Consider the following 19,539-nt stretch of genomic DNA (forward strand, 5'->3'; position numbering starts at 1 on the left):
AGTTAGATAAATTAACACAAATTTGACTTTAAGTATTGTTTAGTCTTCAAAAATAATATATAATATACTTGCAAGAAAACATTTTCAAATTTTTGTGCTAATGATGGAAATTATTTCACATTAAATTTTTGAATATGTATTTTATTTTTTTATAGAAGGAGATTTATTTATGAATGATTTAAAAAAAGATATCGGTTTCTTCGGTGCTTTCTCTACAGTTGTTGGAGTCGTAATTGGTTCCGGAGTGTTTTTTAAGGCAGCAATTATTTATAAAACCACCGGTAATGTCAGCCTTGGTTTACTTGCTTGGATTTTAGCCGGTATCATCAGTATTTGCGCTGGACTTACCACAGCGGAATTAGCTGCAGCTATTCCTGAAACCGGCGGAATGATTGTTTGGGTGGAACGTGCTTATGGAAAAACTATGTCTTATCTGCTTGGTTGGGCTCAGGCAGTCATCTATTATCCGGCAAGTATAGCGGCAGCATCAGCTATTTTTGCTACACAATTTACCAATTTGTTTCATATAGATAAAAAATATTCTATCCTTGTGGGAGCTTGTGGGGCAGCAACTGTTACTTGTTTAAACTTATTAGGCAGTAAGGCTAGCGGTCGTATTCAAACGGTAGCAACTATTTGCAAATTAATACCTATTATAGCAATTATAGTTTTCGGTTTATTGCAACCTAATCCGACAACGATAGAATTTTTACCTACCGGTTCCGGTAACAGCTCACTAGGCGGTGCTTCTTTATCAGCTGTAGGTGCAGCCTTGCTTGCGGCAATGTATGGTTATGACGGTTGGATTAATGTTGGTACCGTAGCCGGAGAAATGAAAGATCCAAAACGTGATTTACCAAGAGCAATTTTATATGGTTTACTGGTTATCACCGCAATATATCTACTTATCAATGTTGCTTATTTAATGACTATGCCAATGGAACAAATCGCCGGAAATGGTAATGTTCCTAATGATGTTGCAACAAAATTATTCGGTTCTTATGGTGGTAAGATAATCACAATCGGTATCATGATTAGTGTTTACGGTACTATGAACGGCTTCACTATGACCGCTATTCGTGTCCCTTACGCTATGGCTATGAAAGATCAAATACCGTTTAAAAATATATGGATAAAACTTAACAGCTTTTCTATTCCTTATATATCTGCTCTTGTTACACTTGTACTAACTATTGCAATGATGTTTACAGGAGAGTTTGACACATTAACAGACTTCTTGCTGTTTACAATATGGATTTTCTTTATTTTGACATTTTTCGCTGTATTTGTTCTTAGAAAAAAAGAACCTGAATTACCAAGACCTTATAAAGTTCCATTATATTCAATTATACCTATAATTGCTATTGTCGGCGGAGCATATATTGTCATTGCTGCTATTATAACTCAATTCACATTAGCAGTAAGCGGTGTTGCATTAACATTAGTCGGTTTGATTTTCTATACAGAAATACATAAGAAATTTAAAAAATAATAGATAATTGTAAAGAGATTAATTTTAAAATTGAATTTTTTGAGATCAATTAATTTAAAATTAATCTTTTTATTATTAAATATTTTTTAGGAATTTTAGTAGATAATTCTGACCCTTTTATTACAAAAATTACATTTCATAATCTTAGACAAAACACCGTTAAATATATCTCAATTACTTTACTACTCCACTGTACTGAATATTTGATTAATTTTACTTTTCATATTTTTGGCTATATTATTTGGGTTCAATTTTTAAAAAATTTTTGATACAATATAACTATAAAACTTTAAAGGAGCGGCTATGAATAATTCTTTGAATAAAACTTTAAAAAAAGAAATTAGTATAACTGAATTATTATATGATTTTATTTTTTCTTTTGCTTTTTGTAATATTTTTAATATAATTCTTGGTAGTTATAACTCTTCATTAGGTTTTAATTTTTTTCTTTCTTTTCTTTTTATATTTATTATTTTTGTAAATACTTGGAATATTGAGATGATCCATATTAATCGTTACGGAAAAAATTCTTTATTTAATATTGTTTTTATGATTATTCAAATTTGTATTTTAATAATAACATTGAATAATATTGATACTTATCACTGGACTATATTATACAGAAATTTAATATTGTATTTAACTATATTATCTTTTATACTTACTGTTCAGCATACTGTTCAGTATTTTATCGTTACCGATCTTATAGAAAAAAAGATAACTGAGCCTTTTATTTATATTCTTAGCGGTCGTACTTTCAGTTTATTTTTGGGTATTATTTTACCTCAACCATATTCATTATTATTTATTATGATTAGTTTCTTTACAAGTTGGCTACTTCCCAGTTTTATCTCACGTTCACTTCATGCTAAAACCATTATTTTTTCTCATGTTGTTAAACGTTGCTTTATTTTTACAACAGGTTTATTTAGTTCTATTATTATAAATAACTTTATTACTACCGAACAAAAAAATTGGTTTATTATATTTGTTATTATTGCTTTATTGTATCTATTTTATCAAATAAATATCGAACGCTTTATAGATTTTTTCCTGATTAATCAATCAGGAAACAGTTACCTATATCATAATTATTTTATTATACTGGGATTATGTATTATTAATTTTACACTTCCAAAACTAACCGAAAATAAATTATTTTTATTATTTATAATGGGAGTTTTCTTCTTTTTAGTCGGTAATCTATTGCAAAATCAATACAACAAAAAAGGCTGTAAATATTCTAAATATTTTTTTGTAACTATTTTTCTAATTTTTCTACTTGGCTCACTACTGAGCATGATACTAAATTATTCATTGATCGTTATACTTCTAACTATTATTTTTATATTATTATCTTATTTTATTTTCAACATAAAAAGAACTAATCCTAAGTTATAGAATTAGTTCTTTCCCACTATCTTGCTTCTTCATAATCTAATATTTCTGATACTTTGCTGGCAATATAACGACCCAGTTGCTCATGTTTTTTTTCATCTAAATGAATACAGTCTATTGGTGATGCTTCCGCTACTCTTGCCGCATTTAAAAAATCTACCTCGTATTTATCGCTTATTTCTTTAAATGTCTGTGGTAAAAATTTAGATTGTTTTAAGCTATTTTCATCAAATTCTCCAAAAGAACTTTGTCTTTCTACTATTTCATCACGTAAATAAACCGGAGAAACAACTAAGATTTTCGGTATTTTATATCCCTCCACTAAATGTGGATTTCTTATATATTTTATAAATTCTTCCATACCTCGTGCCAAATGTTTTGCACTAGGGTTAAATTGTTTTTTTAAATCATTAGTCCCTAACATTATAATAACTAAATCAACAGGAACATGACTAAGCATTAAAATCGGTAATGTATCCACTCCACATCTTACAGGTACTATAGTATCTTTTGCCGTAATTGTTCTGCCACATAATCCTTCTTCTATTATTTCATCTTCTGAACGAATTTCAGATAAAATTTTTGTCCAGCGTTTTTCCATTCTTAAATTTTCATCTCCGGGTACAAAGCCCCAAGTATTACTATCTCCTATACATAAAATTCGCATTATTACCTCCACCTTTTAAGCATCTTTATTTTAAAACTTACATTTATTCTATCAAATAGACTATTAAAAATCAATATCCTTAACATTATAATTTTTATTTAATAAAAATACAACTGTTAATTATTAAAAATTTCATCATAACTTCATATATGCTATAATAATATTAAATTTTTAACTCTATACTAAAGGAGATAATATGATTAAACTTATTGAACCGACTATTGAACTTAAAGACGAAATACTATCATATAAACAAGAATTTATTGATAATAATGAAATTATTCATGGTGGATTAAACCTTGAAAAATATGAGAATATAACTGATTTTATTAAAAGTTTAAAAAATTATAAACATAAAGAAACCTGCCCCAAAAATTTTGTTACAGCTCATACCTTTCTTATTATGAACGACGATCATCTTGTAGGTATTATTAATACCCGCCATGGTTTAAATGATTATCTATTTAAACATGGAGGACATATTGGTTATAGCATAAGAAAAAGTGAGCGTCAAAAAGGCTATGCAAAAGAAGCATTAAAACTTGGTTGTGAATTTTTATTTAATGAAATTGGATTAGAAAAAATTCTTGTTACCTGTGACAAGAAAAATATTGCCTCTAAGAAAACTATAGAAGCAAATAATGGAATATTCGAAAATGAACTACAAGAAGATGAACGTACTACTTTAAGATATTGGATTAGCAAACTTTAATTAATACTTTTTTCTTGACCTTAATTCTTATTTTTTTTATAATTGGTAAATATATAAAAAAACTTTAGGAGATTAACATGAAATTAAATAATATCGCTAAGTTTTCTCTACTTAGCATTTCTATATTACTTATGTCGCATTTAGCCATTTCTCCGGTTATTCCCAATTTGTATAATTTATATCATACAAAAAATTCTAATATTGGACTAGCTTCCGTTGAAAGTTTAGCAACTATTCCTGCGATGATGATTACTATTTTTGTTTTGATAAGTAATATTGTTATAAAATATCTTGGTAAAAAAAATACGGTTCTTCTCGGACTTATTATTATTTTCTTTGCGGGTCTGACACCGATTTTTACCACAAATTTCAAAATAGTTCTTATTAGTAGACTTCTTTTAGGCGCAGGTATTGGATTATTCAATTCTCTATCTATAAGTATGATCAGTGATTTTTTTGACGGTGAAACTAAAGGAACAATGATTGGTATGAGGACAGCATTTTTAAATATAGGCAAAGCACTCACTACATTTATTTCCGGGTATTTACTAATATTTGGTACGCAATATATTTTTCTGGTATATTCACTGGCACTACCTATATTTTTCTTGTTTTTAATATTTGTTCCTAATACCGATAACGAAATCAGCAAAAAAGTAAGTGTGAAATTTCATAAAGAAACTGTTATTTTAACTCTGTTAACATTCTTTGTTGGAATTTGTTATATGGGTGCTACTATAAAAATTCCTACTCTTTTAGCAGGAAAATATTTTTATTCACCGGATGTAACAAGAAATTTACTAACCGTCTTAGCTATTAGCGGAATTTTCTCAGGATTTTTATTTGGTAAACTGGTTAAAAACTTTAAAAATTTAACTTTAACCATTATGCTCGGTTTTATGACTGTTGGCAGCTTTATTTTTGCTGTATCCAATAATACCTTACTATTCTACGCTGCTGCGGTTTTAATAGGAATCAGTTTTGTTGGTACAATGTCATTTAATTTCTTTTATATTTCTAAAAAATTGGAAAATAAATTTATTAATTTTTCAACGAGCGTTCTGTTAGTCGGTGGAAATATAGGAGTTATTTTAACACCGCTAGTACTTACCAAACTACCGGAAAAATTACATTTAGAGCCGTTTATTACACCATTTTACATAACTTCAATAATTATGCTTATCTGCTCTATTATAAGTTATTTTAGTTTAAAAAATAGCAATTAAATAGTTTTTAACTAAAATTTACTATAAGTATAAAAGAACAAAATACCCCAAAAAACTTATATAAGTCTTTTGGGGGAATTTTTATGCTCTGCACTTATTATAACAACCTGAATTTTGTAGGCTAATTCACCATATTTAATTGTTAGATTTTTATACTTCTCTTATATTAACAAAATCTGTTGGTGGTACATCTTTTTTCCCAAGATCCGGTTGACCCGCTGTTATTAAAATAAAATCACCCTTATGCGCCAAATCTGCTTTTTCAGAATAGCTTGTTGCATATTTTAGCATTTGCTCTGTAGTTAGCGTTTTTTCTTCTATAAAAGGAACTACACCTCTTGTTAAAGCCAACTGCCTTGCTTTTTGTTTATTTGAAACTACTGCTAAAATTGGAACTTTAGGTCTATATCTTGCAATAAATTTTGCTGTTTGCCCGGATTTTGTATAAGTTACAATATTTTTCACTTCGATAGAATCCAATAGATGTTTTATAGAAATTGCGATAGCATGAGCTATTCCCATTGTATGATTTTTATACTCATTATCTTCTTTAAAAATATCCTGTTGTTCTATATAATTAATAATTCTGTCTACTGTTTCTAACGCTTCTTTCGGATAACTTCCTATTGCTGTTTCTTCTATAAGCATTATAGCATCTACTCCGTCAATAATAGCATTAGCAACATCTGATACTTCAGCACGTGTCGGACGTGGATTATAAATCATAGAATGCAACATCTGTGTTGTCAAAATCACAGATTTCATAGAATTATTAGCTTTTTGAACTATTTCTTTTTGTACACTTGGAAGGTTTTGGTATGGCATTTCCATTCCAAGTTCATCTCTATTAATCATAATAGAATCAGCAAAACTTATTATTTCATCAATATTTTCATAGGCTTCCTTACAATCTATTTTTACGATCAAGCCTATATTTTCTTTATTATGTTCTTTTAAAATTGCTTTTACTTTTCTTATTTCATCTAAGTTACTAACAAAAGGACAAGAAATAAAATCAACGTCTTGCTTACATGCAAACTCTATATTTTTCTCTTCAATTCTAATTAATTTATATTTGCTTTGAGCATATATATGAGCTAAATCGTATATAATAGCTGTATTAACATCGTTTTTATCTCGTAGTTTTTTTACCTCTTCTATTCTTCTAATATTTTCCTCTTCTTCTCCATAGTAATTGTCTATTAATATTGCATCAACATCATTTTTTATTATGTCTTCTAAAATTTTTTCTGTACTATTTCCTAATGTTGCAATTACTTTTACTTTTCTTACCATAACAATTCCACCTTATAACAAAACATTATATAGAAAAATTATAACACATTAGATGATTAATTTCTATTCTTTGTAATAATAACACAGATAAAATTTTATCACTAATATTATTTTTTAATATATTCATCTGTTATTTATGTTATAATAAAATTTATATAACATTTTAAGGAGATTTTATGATTACTACATTAATAAAAAATGAAATAAAAAATATTTCCCTGAAATTATCAAACTACGTAGGTATTTACATAAATATCCGGAAGTATCATTCCAAGAAATAAAAACTTCTCAATTTATTGAACAATATTTAAAAAATATCGGTATTACCGATATTCGTACACATGTGGGACTAAATGGAATCGTTGCTCGCATTAAAGTACCAAATAGTAAAAATACTATAGCTTTTCGTGCTGATTTTGACGCTCTTCCTATTAATGACGCTAAAAATACTGAATATAAATCTGCTATTCCGAATGTAATGCACGCTTGCGGTCATGATGGTCACACTACCGCACTACTGATTACCTGCAAAATACTTATGAAAAATATCGATAAACTTACCAGTGATGTTGTCGCAATTTTTCAATATGGGGAAGAGCAAGCACCGGGTGGTGCTAAACCGATGATTGATGACGGTTGCCTTATTGATGTAGATGCGATTTTTGGTGCACACCTGTGGACACCGCTTCCGTTAGGTATACTAGGATTTAATTATAAAGAACTTTGTGCAGCAGCTGATAGATTTGAAGTTAAAATTACTTCTAAAAAGTATGCAAATATTATAGGTGCTGAGTTTGTCAGTCTTACACAACAAATTGTTTCTCGTTTTTCTAAACCTCGTGAAACTCTTGTTATTACCTTGGGAAAATTCGAGAGTACCAAATCATGTGCAAGTATTACAGGAACTATCCGTCATTTTAATAAAAAACTTCACAAAACTGTGCTAGATAAATTAAACAGATTATGTAAATCATTAGAAAGTGAATATCCGGATACAACAATAGAATTTATTTATTATGGTGGTTATCCTCCATTGATTAATCACAAAAAAGGTACGGAAGAAATTCTTGTTAAAGCAAAAGATATTCTACCCGAACTGAATTTACAAAAGGTTGAACCATTAATGATTGGGGAAGATTTTGCCTATTATTTAGAAAATATCCCCGGTGCATTTTTCCTAATCGGTGCAGGAAATAATACTTTTGCTCAATATCCACATCATCATCCGAATTTTGATTTTGAAGAACGTGTTATGCAATATACAGCAAGTATTTTCCTAAATCTTGCCTTTAACGCCGACGAAGTAATACAAAATTTAAAGGAGAATAGCAATGAATAAATGGAAACTAACTATAATCGGAAAAGGCGGTCATGGTGCTGAACCTCATAGTACAATAGATGCGACTGTTATAGTAAGTGAATTTGTAAGAAAAATATCAAAATATCCCGAAATTGATATTCTCTCAATTTCAAGTGGCAATGCCTTTAACGTTATTTCAGGTAAAGCAGAAGTTATAATACAAACCTCTTATAAAGACATAATAGAACGGATTATCTCATCATTGTTGTTATATTATGGCGATAAAACGTCCTACAAATTAGTAAAATGGTAAAAGTTTTATTACAAAAACTGACTAATGGGAAAAAATTTAATATTTTCTTCTCATAGTCAGTTTTGAGTTATTTGCAAATTTTGAGTATTCTAAAACCCATTTTTAGCACAATTCAATCTGCTGCTTGTTTGAGTTAACTGTAAATTTTAAGTATTCTAAAACATACTACCTCCGATATTGTTTCCGAACGTTGTTTGAGTTAACTGTCCAATACTTCCCTTACTTTTTCTTTTAACACCGGTACAACATCTTTTTCAAACCATGGATTTTTACTTTGCCAACGAAAATTTAATGGAGATGGATGCACTATTGGGAAATATTGTGGTAAATACTCCTTGTAGTGATGCACAGTTTCCGTTAGATTTTCTTTTTTAACATCACATAAATAATAATCTTGAGCATATTTTCCTACTAAAATAATTAGTTTAATATTTGGTAATAATTCCAATACTTTATTATGCCATTTGGAAGCAAAATTTTTTCGTGGTGGTAAATCTCCACTTTTTCCTTTTCCCGGATAATAAAAATCCATCGGTACAACGGCTATTAAACCGGAGTTATAAAATATTTCATCATTTATACCCATCCATTCACGCAGTTTCATACCACTTTTATCATTAAAGAATATTTTACTTTCTTGTGCTTTTATCCCCGGTGCTTGACCTATTATCATAATTTTTGCCGTACTAGGAGCTGAAAATAGTGGTTCTATTCCTTTATCCGTATATTTTCTATTTTCATCATCTCCCATAATCTCTTGTTTTAGATATTCTAATTTATTATCCAAAATTATTCCCCCCTTACTGAAATTTATAATTTCTTACTACAATTTAGATAATTTTATTTATCATTTATTATCGCTATTATTCTACTTCCTTACCAACTCTACTACCGCTTCTATCGCCGGTGTCCCCGGAAACATATCTATTGGTTGAATACGATGAATTTTATATTTTCTTGCTAATATCTTTAAATCACGAGCAAGGGTTGATGGATTACAGCTAACGTAGATAATTTTTTTCGCTCCGATATTTAAAAGATTTCTGGTTAGATGTCCCAACCCGGCACGTGGAGGGTCAACTATCACAACATCAAAGTTAATACCTTTTTTTATCCACTTAGGTACTATTTTGTTCACATCACCTGCTACATAAGTACAATTTGTCAAATTGTTAAGTTTAACATTATTATTGGCATCTTCTATCGCTTCTTTTACTATATCAACACCGTACACTTCTTTACATTTTTTTATTACATATTGCCCTATCGTCCCAACACCGCAAAAAGCATCCAACACTATATCATGCTCTTTTAAATCAGCAAACTCTACTATCTTATCATAAAGTTTCTTTGTTTGCAGCGGGGTTAATTGGAAAAATGAATTTGCTGATAATTTATATTGAATATCTCCGATTTTTTCAATTATACAATTATCACCATAAAGTGTAATATTTTTTTCACCCATTACTAAGTGGTCTTTATCATTAGTGATGTTTAACACTATACTTTTAACATTTTTTTCATGTTTAATCTCATTTATAACTTTATCAAGATTTCTTATTTTCTCAGTATTGGCAACAAAAATAAGCTGAACGTCTCCGTTATAAAATGATGTTCGTGTGGCTATATATCTTACTCCATAATGATTTTTATTCATTGAGATAACTATTTTATATTTCTCTAAACATTTTGTAGCAAGTTGAGTAATCTTATTTCCATTATTGTGTAAGGCTAAGTCTTTCTTTATTTCAACCAACTCATTTGTCCCTTCTTTATACAATCCGGCTATAACCTTGCCGTTACGTACAGCAACAGGAAATTGATTTTTGTTACGATAGTGTTCTGTCAACGGGCTAGCTAATGTTTTCAAAACTAATTTATCAGTTTTAGGGAGTTTATAATATTTATCAAAAGCGTCTATTAATATCGAACGCTTGTACTCTAATTGTTTTTTGTACTCAACATGAAGTAATTGGTATGCTCCGCTTTCTGCATATTCTTTTTTCACTTCAACACGATATGGACTAACTTCTTTTATTTTTATTAATTTTCCTATAATATATTTTGGAGTTTCTTCAACTATTTCACAAATAATCACTTCATCGGGTAATGCCCCTTTGACAAAAGTAATTTTCTTTTTATAATACCCTATTCCCTCACCATTAATTCCAACTTTTTTTATCGTTAATAAAATATTTATCTTCTTGCTGTTATTTTTCTTTTCCATTTTATCCTCATATAAAAAGAGCTAAATAAAGAAATCACTTGATTTCATTTAGCCCCTTGTATTCTATTTTATAGTTTTTATTTCATTATCTAATTCTTCTACCAAAGCTATTAATCTATCAATTTGTGATAAGTCTACCTTTTCAGGTTCGATATTCTCCAACTCGCTCGCAAAATCTTCAAATTTTGTTTTTAATTCCTCTAAAATACTATTAGACACTATAAATAATCTCCTTTTTTATTCTCTTCTTCAATTATAATATAATTCCATAAAAATTCAACTTATATATTTTATCGCTTTTTAAATATACTATAAATTAGTTCATCTCCTAGTTTTGGAAATATCATATTAATTTTTGCACCTAACGCCAATTTAACCGGTGTATTCACCTCACGTTTTTTTCTTTCTATACCTACTATTATTTTTCTACAAAGACTTTTTGGCGTAATAGTTTTATCACCCAATTTTTTTAAATATTTCTTATTTTCGTCCGAAGCACTAAAGAAATTTGTCGCAACCGGACCGGGATTTACGGTCATAACATGAACATTATCTTCTTTTAATTCTAATCTTAAAGAATTACAATAACCCATAAGCGCAAATTTTGTTGCTGAATAAATTGATGTATATTGAGTTGCTATTTTCCCTGATAATGATGCTATAGTTACAATAGTTCCTGATTTTTTCTCACGCATTTTTCTAGCAATTTCATTAGTTAGTTGTATCGTTCCTATAACATTTGTATCAAACATTTTAACTACTTCGTAATCATTAAATTCACTGAACTCTTTCATAATTCCGAAGCCGGCACCATTAATCAATATATTAATATTATCTAATTTTTCTATCAGTTTATCTACTTGTTCCTTATCTCCAATATCAACTGAATATGTATTTGTAGTTACATCATCAAAAGTTTCGCATTTTTTGGCTACTTTATCAAGAGCTTCTTTTCTTCTGGATACTAATATTAAGTGAACATTTCCTTTTTCTGCAAACTGATAAGCGAGTTCCCTACCTATTCCACTAGAAGCTCCGGTTATCACAATCGTTTTTTTATCTTTCCCCATAGTACTGACCCTCTTTTATAATTAGTAATACCAGTATATCATATTTTAAAAGGTTTTTATATATAATTATTGATTTGTAATAATTATATTATGATATCCTAAAAATTCTAGAATTAACCTAGGTTAGTTGTAGGCGTCCATACCACTACTAACCATTGCTTAAATATTTGTAAAATAATATATACTAAAAAAGACTGTTTATACAGCCTTTTTATAATTTTATTCTTTTTAGTCTTAGGGCATTTAATACAACAGATACAGAGCTTAAGCTCATTGCCAAGCTTGCCATCATCGGATTAAGAAGCATACCGCCAAATGCGTAAAATACGCCCATTGCCATCGGTATTCCAATAATGTTATAAATAAATGCCCAAAATAAATTTTCTTTTATATTTTTTTCGGTTTTTTTACTTAAATTTATTGCTTTAACTACATCTGCCAAATCATTTTTTAATAAAATTATATCAGATGAATCTAATGTTATATCTGTTCCGGTTCCTATTGCAACACCTATATCCGCTTGAACTAACGCCGGAGCATCGTTAATACCATCCCCAACCATTATTACTATTTTATCTTTATTTTGTAATTTTTTTATAGCGGCAGATTTCTCATCAGGAAGAACATCACTTATTACTTCTTTTATTCCAACTTCACCGGCAATTTTCTCTGCTGTTTGTCTGTTATCACCGGTTAACATAATAACCTCCAAGTTGGAATCTATCATTTTTTTAATTGCAAGTCTGCTACTTTCTTTAATTTCATCACGAATAGCAACAATACCTAATAACATATTATTCTCTGCTAAATAAACTACTGTTTTAGATTCATTGTTATAATCATTTATTTCGTTTTCAAATTTAGAAATATCAATATTATTTTCATTCATGAGTTTTTTATTACCTAAAAGTAGCTTTTTATTATTATAATTTGCTCTAACTCCCTTTCCTACTATCGTCTCAAAATTTTCCACTTGAATATCTGAAATATTATCAGTATAGTCAATAACCGCTTTTGCTAACGGGTGTTCTGATTTTTTTTCTAATGCTTTTAATAATATTAAAAAGTTTTCTCTATCATAATTTTTTACGTTTACATCAGTTACTTCAGGAGCACCTTTTGTTATTGTACCGGTTTTATCCAAAACAACCGCTGTGGCTTTTGAAATAATTTCTAAAACTTTACCGTTTTTTATAAGAATTCCATTTTCCGCCCCTCTACCTGCACCGACCATTATTGCCGTAGGGGTGGCTAATCCCAACGCACATGGGCAGGCGATTACCAATACAGAAATAGCAATAGTTAGTGAAAATTCTATGTTCTTATCGGCAATAAAATACCAATATAAACCGGAGATTAATGCCAACACTATTATCGTTGGAACAAAAATTCCGGCTACTTTATCTGTCAAACGAGATAGTTCTCCTTTATTATTTTGGGTATTTTCTACTAAGTTTATAATTTTTGACAAAGTAGTATCTTTTCCTACATCAGTTACTCTAAAAGTAATATAACCGTTTGTATTAATAGTACCTGCTACAACCTTATCATCCTTCTTTTTTTCTACCGGCATACTTTCACCGGTCAACATAGCCTCATCAATAACAGCATTTCCGGAAACTACAACACCATCAGCTGAAATTTTCTCTCCTGCTTTAACCCCTACTATATCTCCAACTAATAACTCTGTAGCTTTAATAATTATCTCTTGATTATTTTTAATCAATGTTGCCTTTTCAGGAGTTAGTTGAATTAATTTATTTACAGCTTCCATTGTTTTTCCTTTTGATAAACTTTCAAAATATTTACCAAGTGTTATTAATGTTAATATAACTCCTGCCGATTCATAATAAAGATGATGAACAGCATGAATATTTCCATCTAAAACCCTAATGCTGTTATATAGGCTATAAATAAATGCTGCACTTGTTCCCAAAGCAACTAAAGAATCCATATTAGGATACCCTGTAAATAATGTTCGATAACCTTTTATAAAGAAATTTCTTCCCATATATAAAATAGGAATAACCAAAATAAATTGGATAATTACAAAAGTTTTTGAATTTGTATTCATATCTATTATATTTGGTAAATTTATCATTTCTGCCATGGAAATATACAGTAACGGTAAAGCAAAAATGATAGAAACAATTAATCTACTTTTTATTTTACTTAATTCTAATTGTTTTTTATTCTCTTTTTCTGTAAAGGAACTTTCCTCTTGCAATTTTGCTTTATATCCTACCTTTTCAACTTTATTTATTATTTCATCAGTAGTTTTATTATCTTTATATCTTACTGTTAATTTCTCACCAGCAAGATTTACATTAGCCACATCTACCGAATCTAGTTTTGAAATAGCCTTTTCTATTCTCATTGCACATGCCGCACAAGTCATCCCCTCTATATCGAATGCTTCTATTTTCATATTATCATCTCCTAAATTTCAGTAAGTTCATAACCAATTTCTTCCACTGCTTTTATTACTTCATCAACCTTTTCTCTTTCAGAATATTCAACAGTCAATACTTTATTTTCAAAATCAACACTCACACTTTTCACATTATCTAAAGCACAAACAGTCTCCTCTATAACCCTTACACAGTGCATACAACCCATTCCATCTATTTTAAATTGTTTCATTTTTCTCTCCTCCTAAATTTGTTATCTATGACAAATACATTGACCATTATTATGACAGGTACATTGACCTTTAACACAATTACATTCTATTATTTTTTTAGCCGTTTTTTTCTTTTCTTTTAATCTTGAAATAATATTATCTATATCTTCTACATTTAGTCTGTCCTCATTTATTATGATTTCCATTATTAAACCGGTTTTCCTTGCACAAATTTTACTTAAAAATTCCCTTGTAATACTCTCAAGACAATCATTTTCACTATATACCGCATTATAAATGAATTTATTACCCTGTTTTCTTGTATTTAACATATTTTTTTCAACTAATCTTGAAAGTAATGTCTTGATTGTAGAAACTGACCACCCTTTCTTAAAACTCAGCGTATTAATAACAATCTTACTTGTAGTATCTATATTACTCCAAACTACTCGCATTACTTCCCACTCTGCTTCAGAAATATTAAGCACCATTCGTTAATTCTCCTTTGATTGATTTCCGTCTACAACTGTAACCTATATATTATTATATTCCCTTTGTCTACAAACGTCAACAATTATTTTTAAAAAATATGTATTTTAATTATAAAAATACAAAAATAAGAAATCTTAAAATAACTACAATGATAAATAATAAAAAAGAAGTAACTGCCAATTACTTCTCTAAAACAAATATTATTCTTTCCGAATTTTTATAATTTTTATTTTCCCTGTCAAAATCACAAAAATAATCTTTAATTTTAAATCCTATATTTTTTATTTCTTTTTTCACTTCACATATATCATACGTTCTTTGCCTTTGATATTCTTCTAATTTCTTATATAGGTTATTTTTTTCTTTAATGAAAAATGTAAGCTCATTCTCCACTTCTAAATTATTTTCCGTTTTATAGGTAAACCATATATAGCTAATTTCATCATCATCGTATGCAAACACTTTATTTTTTATCATAGTATTAATTTTATTCGGTGTATGAATATCAAAAATAAATTTCCCACCTTTTTCCAGTGAATTATATACACCTTTTAATCCTGTTTTAAATTGTTGAAAATCTTCCAGATAATTAAACACATCAAATGCGCTTACAATAAAATTAAAACTTTGATTTAATTTCTCTATATCTAGCAAGTTCATCACAAAATAATTAACACCGGATTCTTTTTGACTTGCTAAAGCAAGCATTTCCTCACTATTATCTATTGCAAAAACACCGCCATATTTTTTCAGTTCTGTAAGTAATACACCACTCCCACAACCTAAATCAAGAATTAGAAGATCTTCTTTATCTCCTAATTCTTCTCGTATTATCTCTTTATAAGTATCGTAATCAACGTCCATTAATTTGTCATAAACAACACTTAAATTTTTATACATTTTAAACCTCTTTTAGTGGATATCTTTCAAATAACAGATCTAATTCATAATATTCTCTGTCATCCCTTGTCAAAATATTGACAATTACATCACCTAAATCCATAAGAACCCACCTAGCCTCTTTTAAACCTTCCGTACTGTAAATGTCAACACCGCTTTTTAATACTTTTTCTCTTACTTCATTAGCTATAGCTTCTACTTGTCTTGATGTTGGAGCATGACAAATAACGGTATAATCATACAATACTCCTGCATCTGTTAAATCATAAGCTACGATGTCGTATCCATGCTTATCATCACAAGCATCAACTACCATCTTTAATAAATTTTCCACTTTCATTATGTATCCTCTTTCTTTATTTTTTTATAATGTGGAACATCACTACATATAATACATCATCATCCGGATAACGTTCCGCTAATTTATTTATCAGCTCTTCTAATGTAACACCGTAATACTTAGCATAACGTTCAATCAATGTTTCTCTGGTTACCGGTTTTACCAAATCTACTTCCAAAGTGGCAAACACTGTATCCGGATCTTCATATGTAGTTGCCTCCAATAAATCTCCTTTTTTGAAGTGTGCTTCACTTTTATTTCTTATAGTTATCGTTTTTTCGTCCGCTAAAATTTTATCTTTATTTTTTTCTTTAAAACCTACTCGATAATTTTTTATATTATAATAATTATAACATTCTAACAACGACGGATAAATTCTCTCATCATTATCAATCAAATATACTAATGTATATTTTGCAGCAAGTCTTACCGCCTCATCTAAATCGTACTCGGCTATTTCTGTTACTTCTTTTAGGTGTGGATGTTTTCTTTGCGGTTCTATATAATCAGCAATAAAAATTATTTTCTCAAGTAGAGTCATATGTTTTCTACCGAATGTATGGGTAGCAACTGCAAGTTTTACCTCTTCATCTTCAATACCAAACTTCTCTCCAATATAAGCACTTCCCACCGGCCCATGTAATACAGCTACAGGATAATCAAGCAACTTCACATCTAAATTATGTAAGATAACATATTTTTTCATTTCCACTTCGTCCATCGGTTTGCAAACGTCATGTACTAAAGCGGCAAGAGCTGCTCTTTGCTCACTGACTCCATAAACTTGTGCCAAATGTTTAGCAACTTCTACTACTCTTAATGTATGTTCATATCGTTTTTCCGGTAATATTTCTTTTACTTTATTTTGAATTTCTTGAAAATCCATATAGACTCAACTCCTCTATGTAATTTTTACATTCTTTTGTAATCATGTAATCTACATTTTTGTTATTCTTTATATTATCTCTTATTAAACTGGAACTTATTTCAATAATTGGCGACGGCATTATTTCATAGCTTATAGATTTATAAAAATCATCATTTTCAATAATGTTTCTTAAACTCTCTTCATCTCTTGCAACAAAAATAAAAGTCACCATTTTTGAAAGCTCTATTATATTATACCATTTTTTTAAATCTTTTACCCTATCCGTTCCAATTATAAAATACAGCTTATCGTCCGGATAAAATTCTTTAAAATATTTCACCGTATTAAAGCTATAACTTATTGCAGAATTTCTTATTTCATAATCACTTAATTCAAATTTTCTATTACTCTCTATACTTAAACTTACCATTTTAGCTCTATCTTTATCACTGGCATTTAAAATTCTTTCCTTCAGCGGTGTTATATGCGAAGGAATAAAAATCACTTTTTCTAAATTATAAAAATCTAACGCACAACTTGCTGTGATAAGATGTCCTATATGGATAGGATCAAAACTTCCCCCATAAAGTGCTATTTTCATACTACTTCACCAACTCAATTTTTCTGTACTTTTCTTTTGAACTTTGTTTATACAAAACTATTGTATTTCCGATTAACTGTACCAATTCCGAAGTCGTTCTTTCCGCTAACAGAGTAGCTAATTCATTTTTATCTTCATCACAATTTTGGAGTATGCTGACTTTTATCAACTCTCTTCGCTCTAAAGCATCCCTTACACCTTTAACCATATCGCTTGTTACTCCGGATTTTCCTATTTGAAAAATTGGAGTTAGATGATGTGCTAAAGCTCTTAATTGTCTTTTTTGTTTTCCTTTTAACATATATTCTCGTTTCTTTCTATATTATTGATTCTCTTACAAATACTTCTATTTCATTCGGTGTGTAAATATCTATAAGACACCCTTTATCACTATTTACCGTAATCCACCCTAATCCTGAAATCACTATATCCATCTTCTTATTATCTATTTTAAAACTTCTCTTAACCTGCTGTCTAAAAATTGATACATTCTCTTTAAACGGCGGTTTTAACATTGTTCCTAAATGTTTTTCAAATATTGTTTCGGCATTACTCAATTTCGTTCTATGAACTTCTACTAAATTTGAAGCATATATTGTAAAACTTTGGCGTTCTCCTGAAACAAAATCCATTCTTGCCATTCCACCAAAAAACAACGTTTGCTTCGAATTTAATTGAAAAACACGTGCTTTTATTTCTTTTTTCGGCATTACTAATTTTAAACTTTTCGAATCCAAATAATGTGCAATATCATAGTCTAAAATAATCCCCGGTGTATCATAGATACTGGTTACCTTATCTAGCGGTATTTCTATCATACCTAAAGTTGTTCCCGGAAAATGTGAAGTTGTAATTACATTTTTATCTCCACTGGTCAATTCTATTAACTTATTGATAAGCGTCGACTTACCGACATTAGTCGCTCCAATTATATAGATGTCTTTATCTTCCCTTAACTCATCCAGTCTATATGCTAATTCTTCAACTCCATAATTTTTAATAGCACTAATCAAAAGAATATCTTTCACTTTTATTCCTTTTGATTTCATCATTTTAAAGAGCCATTGTTTTATCTTGTTTTCTTTAACTGATTTTGGCAACAAATCTATTTTATTAGCAACAAGAACTATATCTTTATTATTACCAACTATATCTACTACATCCTCAATCCAGCTTCCGGAAAAATCAAAAATATCCACCACTTTAACTATAAGAGCATTTTTTTTCTTGGATAACGTCTTTATTAAGGCGTAAAAATCTTCCGCACCCAATTCAACATCAGATACTTCATTATAATTTTTCAAACGAAAGCATCTTTTACAAACTAAGTCTTTATCTTTATTTTTCTCAATTACGCTATTAGGTAAATACCCTTGCTTTTTAGGATTCTCTGATTGAACTTCCGCTCCACATCCTATACAATATAATTTATTATCCAATATATCCTCCATTATTGCCCTTTACCTTTTTTTTGGTGAGTTTATATTTTAATACTTTCATCTGTGGAAATACTTTTTTTCTTTTTAGAATTGTTATTATTATCCCTTCAAAAAAACGGTTAATTCTTGTTTTAAACGCATCTGTTTTTGAAATTGGCTTAACAAGTACACTCATTACGCCAAAACTCTTAGCACCCAATATATCCGTTAACACTTGATCACCTAAAATAATAGCTTCTTCCGGCTTTCTATTCAACTTATGAAGAGCTTTTTTAAAACCGGTTGTAAATGGCTTTTTAGCTCCTGCAACGTACTGTAAATTAAGTTGTTTACAAAATTCTTCAACACGTTCTTCTGTGTTATTAGATACTACAATAATATCAAATCCGGCTCTACGCATTCGTTTTAACCAACGATTCAACTCTTTTGTATCTTTTTTACTATCCCACGAAATAAGCGTATTATCTAAATCGGAAATAATTACTTTTTTATTGTGCATATTCATATATTCAACATCAATAAACTCATATTTTTCTATAAAATCATCCGGTAAAAAATATCTTCTTAAAATCACT

General features: G+C 29.2%; 22 protein-coding genes. 6 read left to right on the top strand and 16 right to left on the bottom strand.

Annotated features, from left to right (window positions below; all coding sequences use genetic code 11):
* The first annotated feature begins 169 nt into the window (after window positions 1–169).
* Window positions 170–1,492, top strand: coding sequence for an APC family permease (locus BQ7358_RS03135; RefSeq protein WP_062174262.1), 1,323 nt, complete (start codon window positions 170–172; stop codon window positions 1,490–1,492).
* A 303-nt stretch (window positions 1,493–1,795) separates the two neighbouring features.
* Window positions 1,796–2,893 carry a low temperature requirement protein A gene (locus tag BQ7358_RS03140; protein ID WP_072520209.1) on the top strand — a complete coding sequence of 366 codons (1,098 nt, stop codon included), beginning with the start codon at window positions 1,796–1,798 and terminating at the stop codon, window positions 2,891–2,893.
* 16 nt (window positions 2,894–2,909) lie between these two features.
* Here BQ7358_RS03140 and BQ7358_RS03145 read toward each other — a convergent pair whose 3' ends face one another.
* On the bottom strand, window positions 2,910–3,557 hold the full coding sequence (locus tag BQ7358_RS03145) for a GDSL-type esterase/lipase family protein (RefSeq protein ID WP_062174267.1): 648 nt from the start codon (window positions 3,555–3,557) through the stop codon (window positions 2,910–2,912).
* A 196-nt stretch (window positions 3,558–3,753) separates the two neighbouring features.
* Here BQ7358_RS03145 and BQ7358_RS03150 point away from each other — a divergent pair, with 196 nt between their 5' ends.
* On the top strand, window positions 3,754–4,269 hold the full coding sequence (locus BQ7358_RS03150) for a GNAT family N-acetyltransferase (protein ID WP_062174269.1): 516 nt from the start codon (window positions 3,754–3,756) through the stop codon (window positions 4,267–4,269).
* Window positions 4,270–4,346: 77 nt separating this feature from the next.
* Entirely contained in the window at window positions 4,347–5,495 is a 1,149-nt protein-coding gene (locus BQ7358_RS03155) for an MFS transporter (protein ID WP_062174271.1), read from the top strand.
* 150 nt (window positions 5,496–5,645) lie between these two features.
* Here BQ7358_RS03155 and BQ7358_RS03160 read toward each other — a convergent pair whose 3' ends face one another.
* Complete coding sequence (locus tag BQ7358_RS03160; RefSeq protein WP_062174273.1) at window positions 5,646–6,791, bottom strand: pyruvate kinase; 1,146 nt, start codon at window positions 6,789–6,791, stop codon at window positions 5,646–5,648.
* Window positions 6,792–7,068: 277 nt separating this feature from the next.
* Between BQ7358_RS03160 and BQ7358_RS03165 the strand changes: the two genes are divergently transcribed.
* Together BQ7358_RS03165 and BQ7358_RS03170 are read left to right on the top strand one after the other, a co-directional pair.
* Window positions 7,069–8,130 carry a M20 metallopeptidase family protein gene (locus BQ7358_RS03165; RefSeq protein ID WP_371524243.1) on the top strand — a complete coding sequence of 354 codons (1,062 nt, stop codon included), beginning with the start codon at window positions 7,069–7,071 and terminating at the stop codon, window positions 8,128–8,130.
* On the top strand, window positions 8,123–8,404 hold the full coding sequence (locus BQ7358_RS03170) for a peptidase dimerization domain-containing protein (protein WP_062174274.1): 282 nt from the start codon (window positions 8,123–8,125) through the stop codon (window positions 8,402–8,404). The genes BQ7358_RS03165 and BQ7358_RS03170 overlap by 8 nt, the downstream gene beginning before the upstream one ends.
* 199 nt (window positions 8,405–8,603) lie before the next feature.
* Here BQ7358_RS03170 and BQ7358_RS03175 read toward each other — a convergent pair whose 3' ends face one another.
* The 14 genes from BQ7358_RS03175 to BQ7358_RS03235 all read right to left on the bottom strand — a co-directional run bounded on the left by BQ7358_RS03175 (window position 8,604) and on the right by BQ7358_RS03235 (window position 19,538).
* Window positions 8,604–9,191, bottom strand: coding sequence for a uracil-DNA glycosylase family protein (locus BQ7358_RS03175; RefSeq protein ID WP_231723774.1), 588 nt, complete (start codon window positions 9,189–9,191; stop codon window positions 8,604–8,606).
* An 81-nt stretch (window positions 9,192–9,272) separates the two neighbouring features.
* Window positions 9,273–10,631, bottom strand: a complete 1,359-nt coding sequence (rlmD, locus tag BQ7358_RS03180) for a 23S rRNA (uracil(1939)-C(5))-methyltransferase RlmD (RefSeq protein WP_062174277.1) — start codon at window positions 10,629–10,631, stop codon at window positions 9,273–9,275.
* Window positions 10,632–10,694: 63 nt separating this feature from the next.
* Complete coding sequence (locus BQ7358_RS08760; protein WP_021753667.1) at window positions 10,695–10,850, bottom strand: SE1561 family protein; 156 nt, start codon at window positions 10,848–10,850, stop codon at window positions 10,695–10,697.
* 71 nt (window positions 10,851–10,921) lie between these two features.
* On the bottom strand, window positions 10,922–11,701 hold the full coding sequence (locus tag BQ7358_RS03185; RefSeq protein ID WP_062174279.1) for an SDR family NAD(P)-dependent oxidoreductase: 780 nt from the start codon (window positions 11,699–11,701) through the stop codon (window positions 10,922–10,924).
* A 211-nt stretch (window positions 11,702–11,912) separates the two neighbouring features.
* Window positions 11,913–14,129 carry a heavy metal translocating P-type ATPase gene (locus tag BQ7358_RS03190; protein ID WP_072520211.1) on the bottom strand — a complete coding sequence of 739 codons (2,217 nt, stop codon included), beginning with the start codon at window positions 14,127–14,129 and terminating at the stop codon, window positions 11,913–11,915.
* A gap of 11 nt (window positions 14,130–14,140) precedes the next feature.
* A complete protein-coding gene (locus BQ7358_RS08955; protein WP_072520212.1) occupies window positions 14,141–14,344 on the bottom strand; it encodes a heavy-metal-associated domain-containing protein in 204 nt (67 codons plus the stop codon).
* Between the two features lie 21 nt (window positions 14,345–14,365).
* On the bottom strand, window positions 14,366–14,815 hold the full coding sequence (locus BQ7358_RS03200) for a CopY/TcrY family copper transport repressor (RefSeq protein WP_062174280.1): 450 nt from the start codon (window positions 14,813–14,815) through the stop codon (window positions 14,366–14,368).
* A 181-nt stretch (window positions 14,816–14,996) separates the two neighbouring features.
* A complete protein-coding gene (locus BQ7358_RS03205) occupies window positions 14,997–15,716 on the bottom strand; it encodes a class I SAM-dependent DNA methyltransferase (RefSeq protein WP_062174283.1) in 720 nt (239 codons plus the stop codon).
* 1 nt (window position 15,717) lies between these two features.
* Window positions 15,718–16,056: a ribosome silencing factor gene (rsfS, locus tag BQ7358_RS03210; protein ID WP_062174284.1), complete on the bottom strand. Its 339-nt coding sequence runs from the start codon at window positions 16,054–16,056 to the stop codon at window positions 15,718–15,720.
* A gap of 16 nt (window positions 16,057–16,072) precedes the next feature.
* On the bottom strand, window positions 16,073–16,942 hold the full coding sequence (gene yqeK / locus BQ7358_RS03215) for a bis(5'-nucleosyl)-tetraphosphatase (symmetrical) YqeK (protein WP_062174286.1): 870 nt from the start codon (window positions 16,940–16,942) through the stop codon (window positions 16,073–16,075).
* The gene (gene nadD / locus BQ7358_RS03220; protein ID WP_062174288.1) at window positions 16,917–17,525 is read right to left on the bottom strand and encodes a nicotinate (nicotinamide) nucleotide adenylyltransferase; all 609 of its coding nucleotides are present in this window, start codon (window positions 17,523–17,525) and stop codon (window positions 16,917–16,919) included. Before nadD ends, yqeK begins: the two co-directional genes overlap by 26 nt.
* A gap of 1 nt (window position 17,526) precedes the next feature.
* On the bottom strand, window positions 17,527–17,826 hold the full coding sequence (yhbY, locus tag BQ7358_RS03225; protein WP_062174290.1) for a ribosome assembly RNA-binding protein YhbY: 300 nt from the start codon (window positions 17,824–17,826) through the stop codon (window positions 17,527–17,529).
* 16 nt (window positions 17,827–17,842) lie between these two features.
* Window positions 17,843–18,964: a ribosome biogenesis GTPase YqeH gene (yqeH, locus tag BQ7358_RS03230; protein ID WP_062174292.1), complete on the bottom strand. Its 1,122-nt coding sequence runs from the start codon at window positions 18,962–18,964 to the stop codon at window positions 17,843–17,845.
* On the bottom strand, window positions 18,957–19,538 hold the full coding sequence (locus BQ7358_RS03235; RefSeq protein WP_062174764.1) for a YqeG family HAD IIIA-type phosphatase: 582 nt from the start codon (window positions 19,536–19,538) through the stop codon (window positions 18,957–18,959). The genes yqeH and BQ7358_RS03235 overlap by 8 nt, the downstream gene beginning before the upstream one ends.
* Between the last annotated feature and the right edge of the window lies 1 nt (window position 19,539).

Source organism: Gemella massiliensis (assembly GCF_900120125.1).
Classification (GTDB): domain Bacteria; phylum Bacillota; class Bacilli; order Staphylococcales; family Gemellaceae; genus Gemella; species Gemella massiliensis.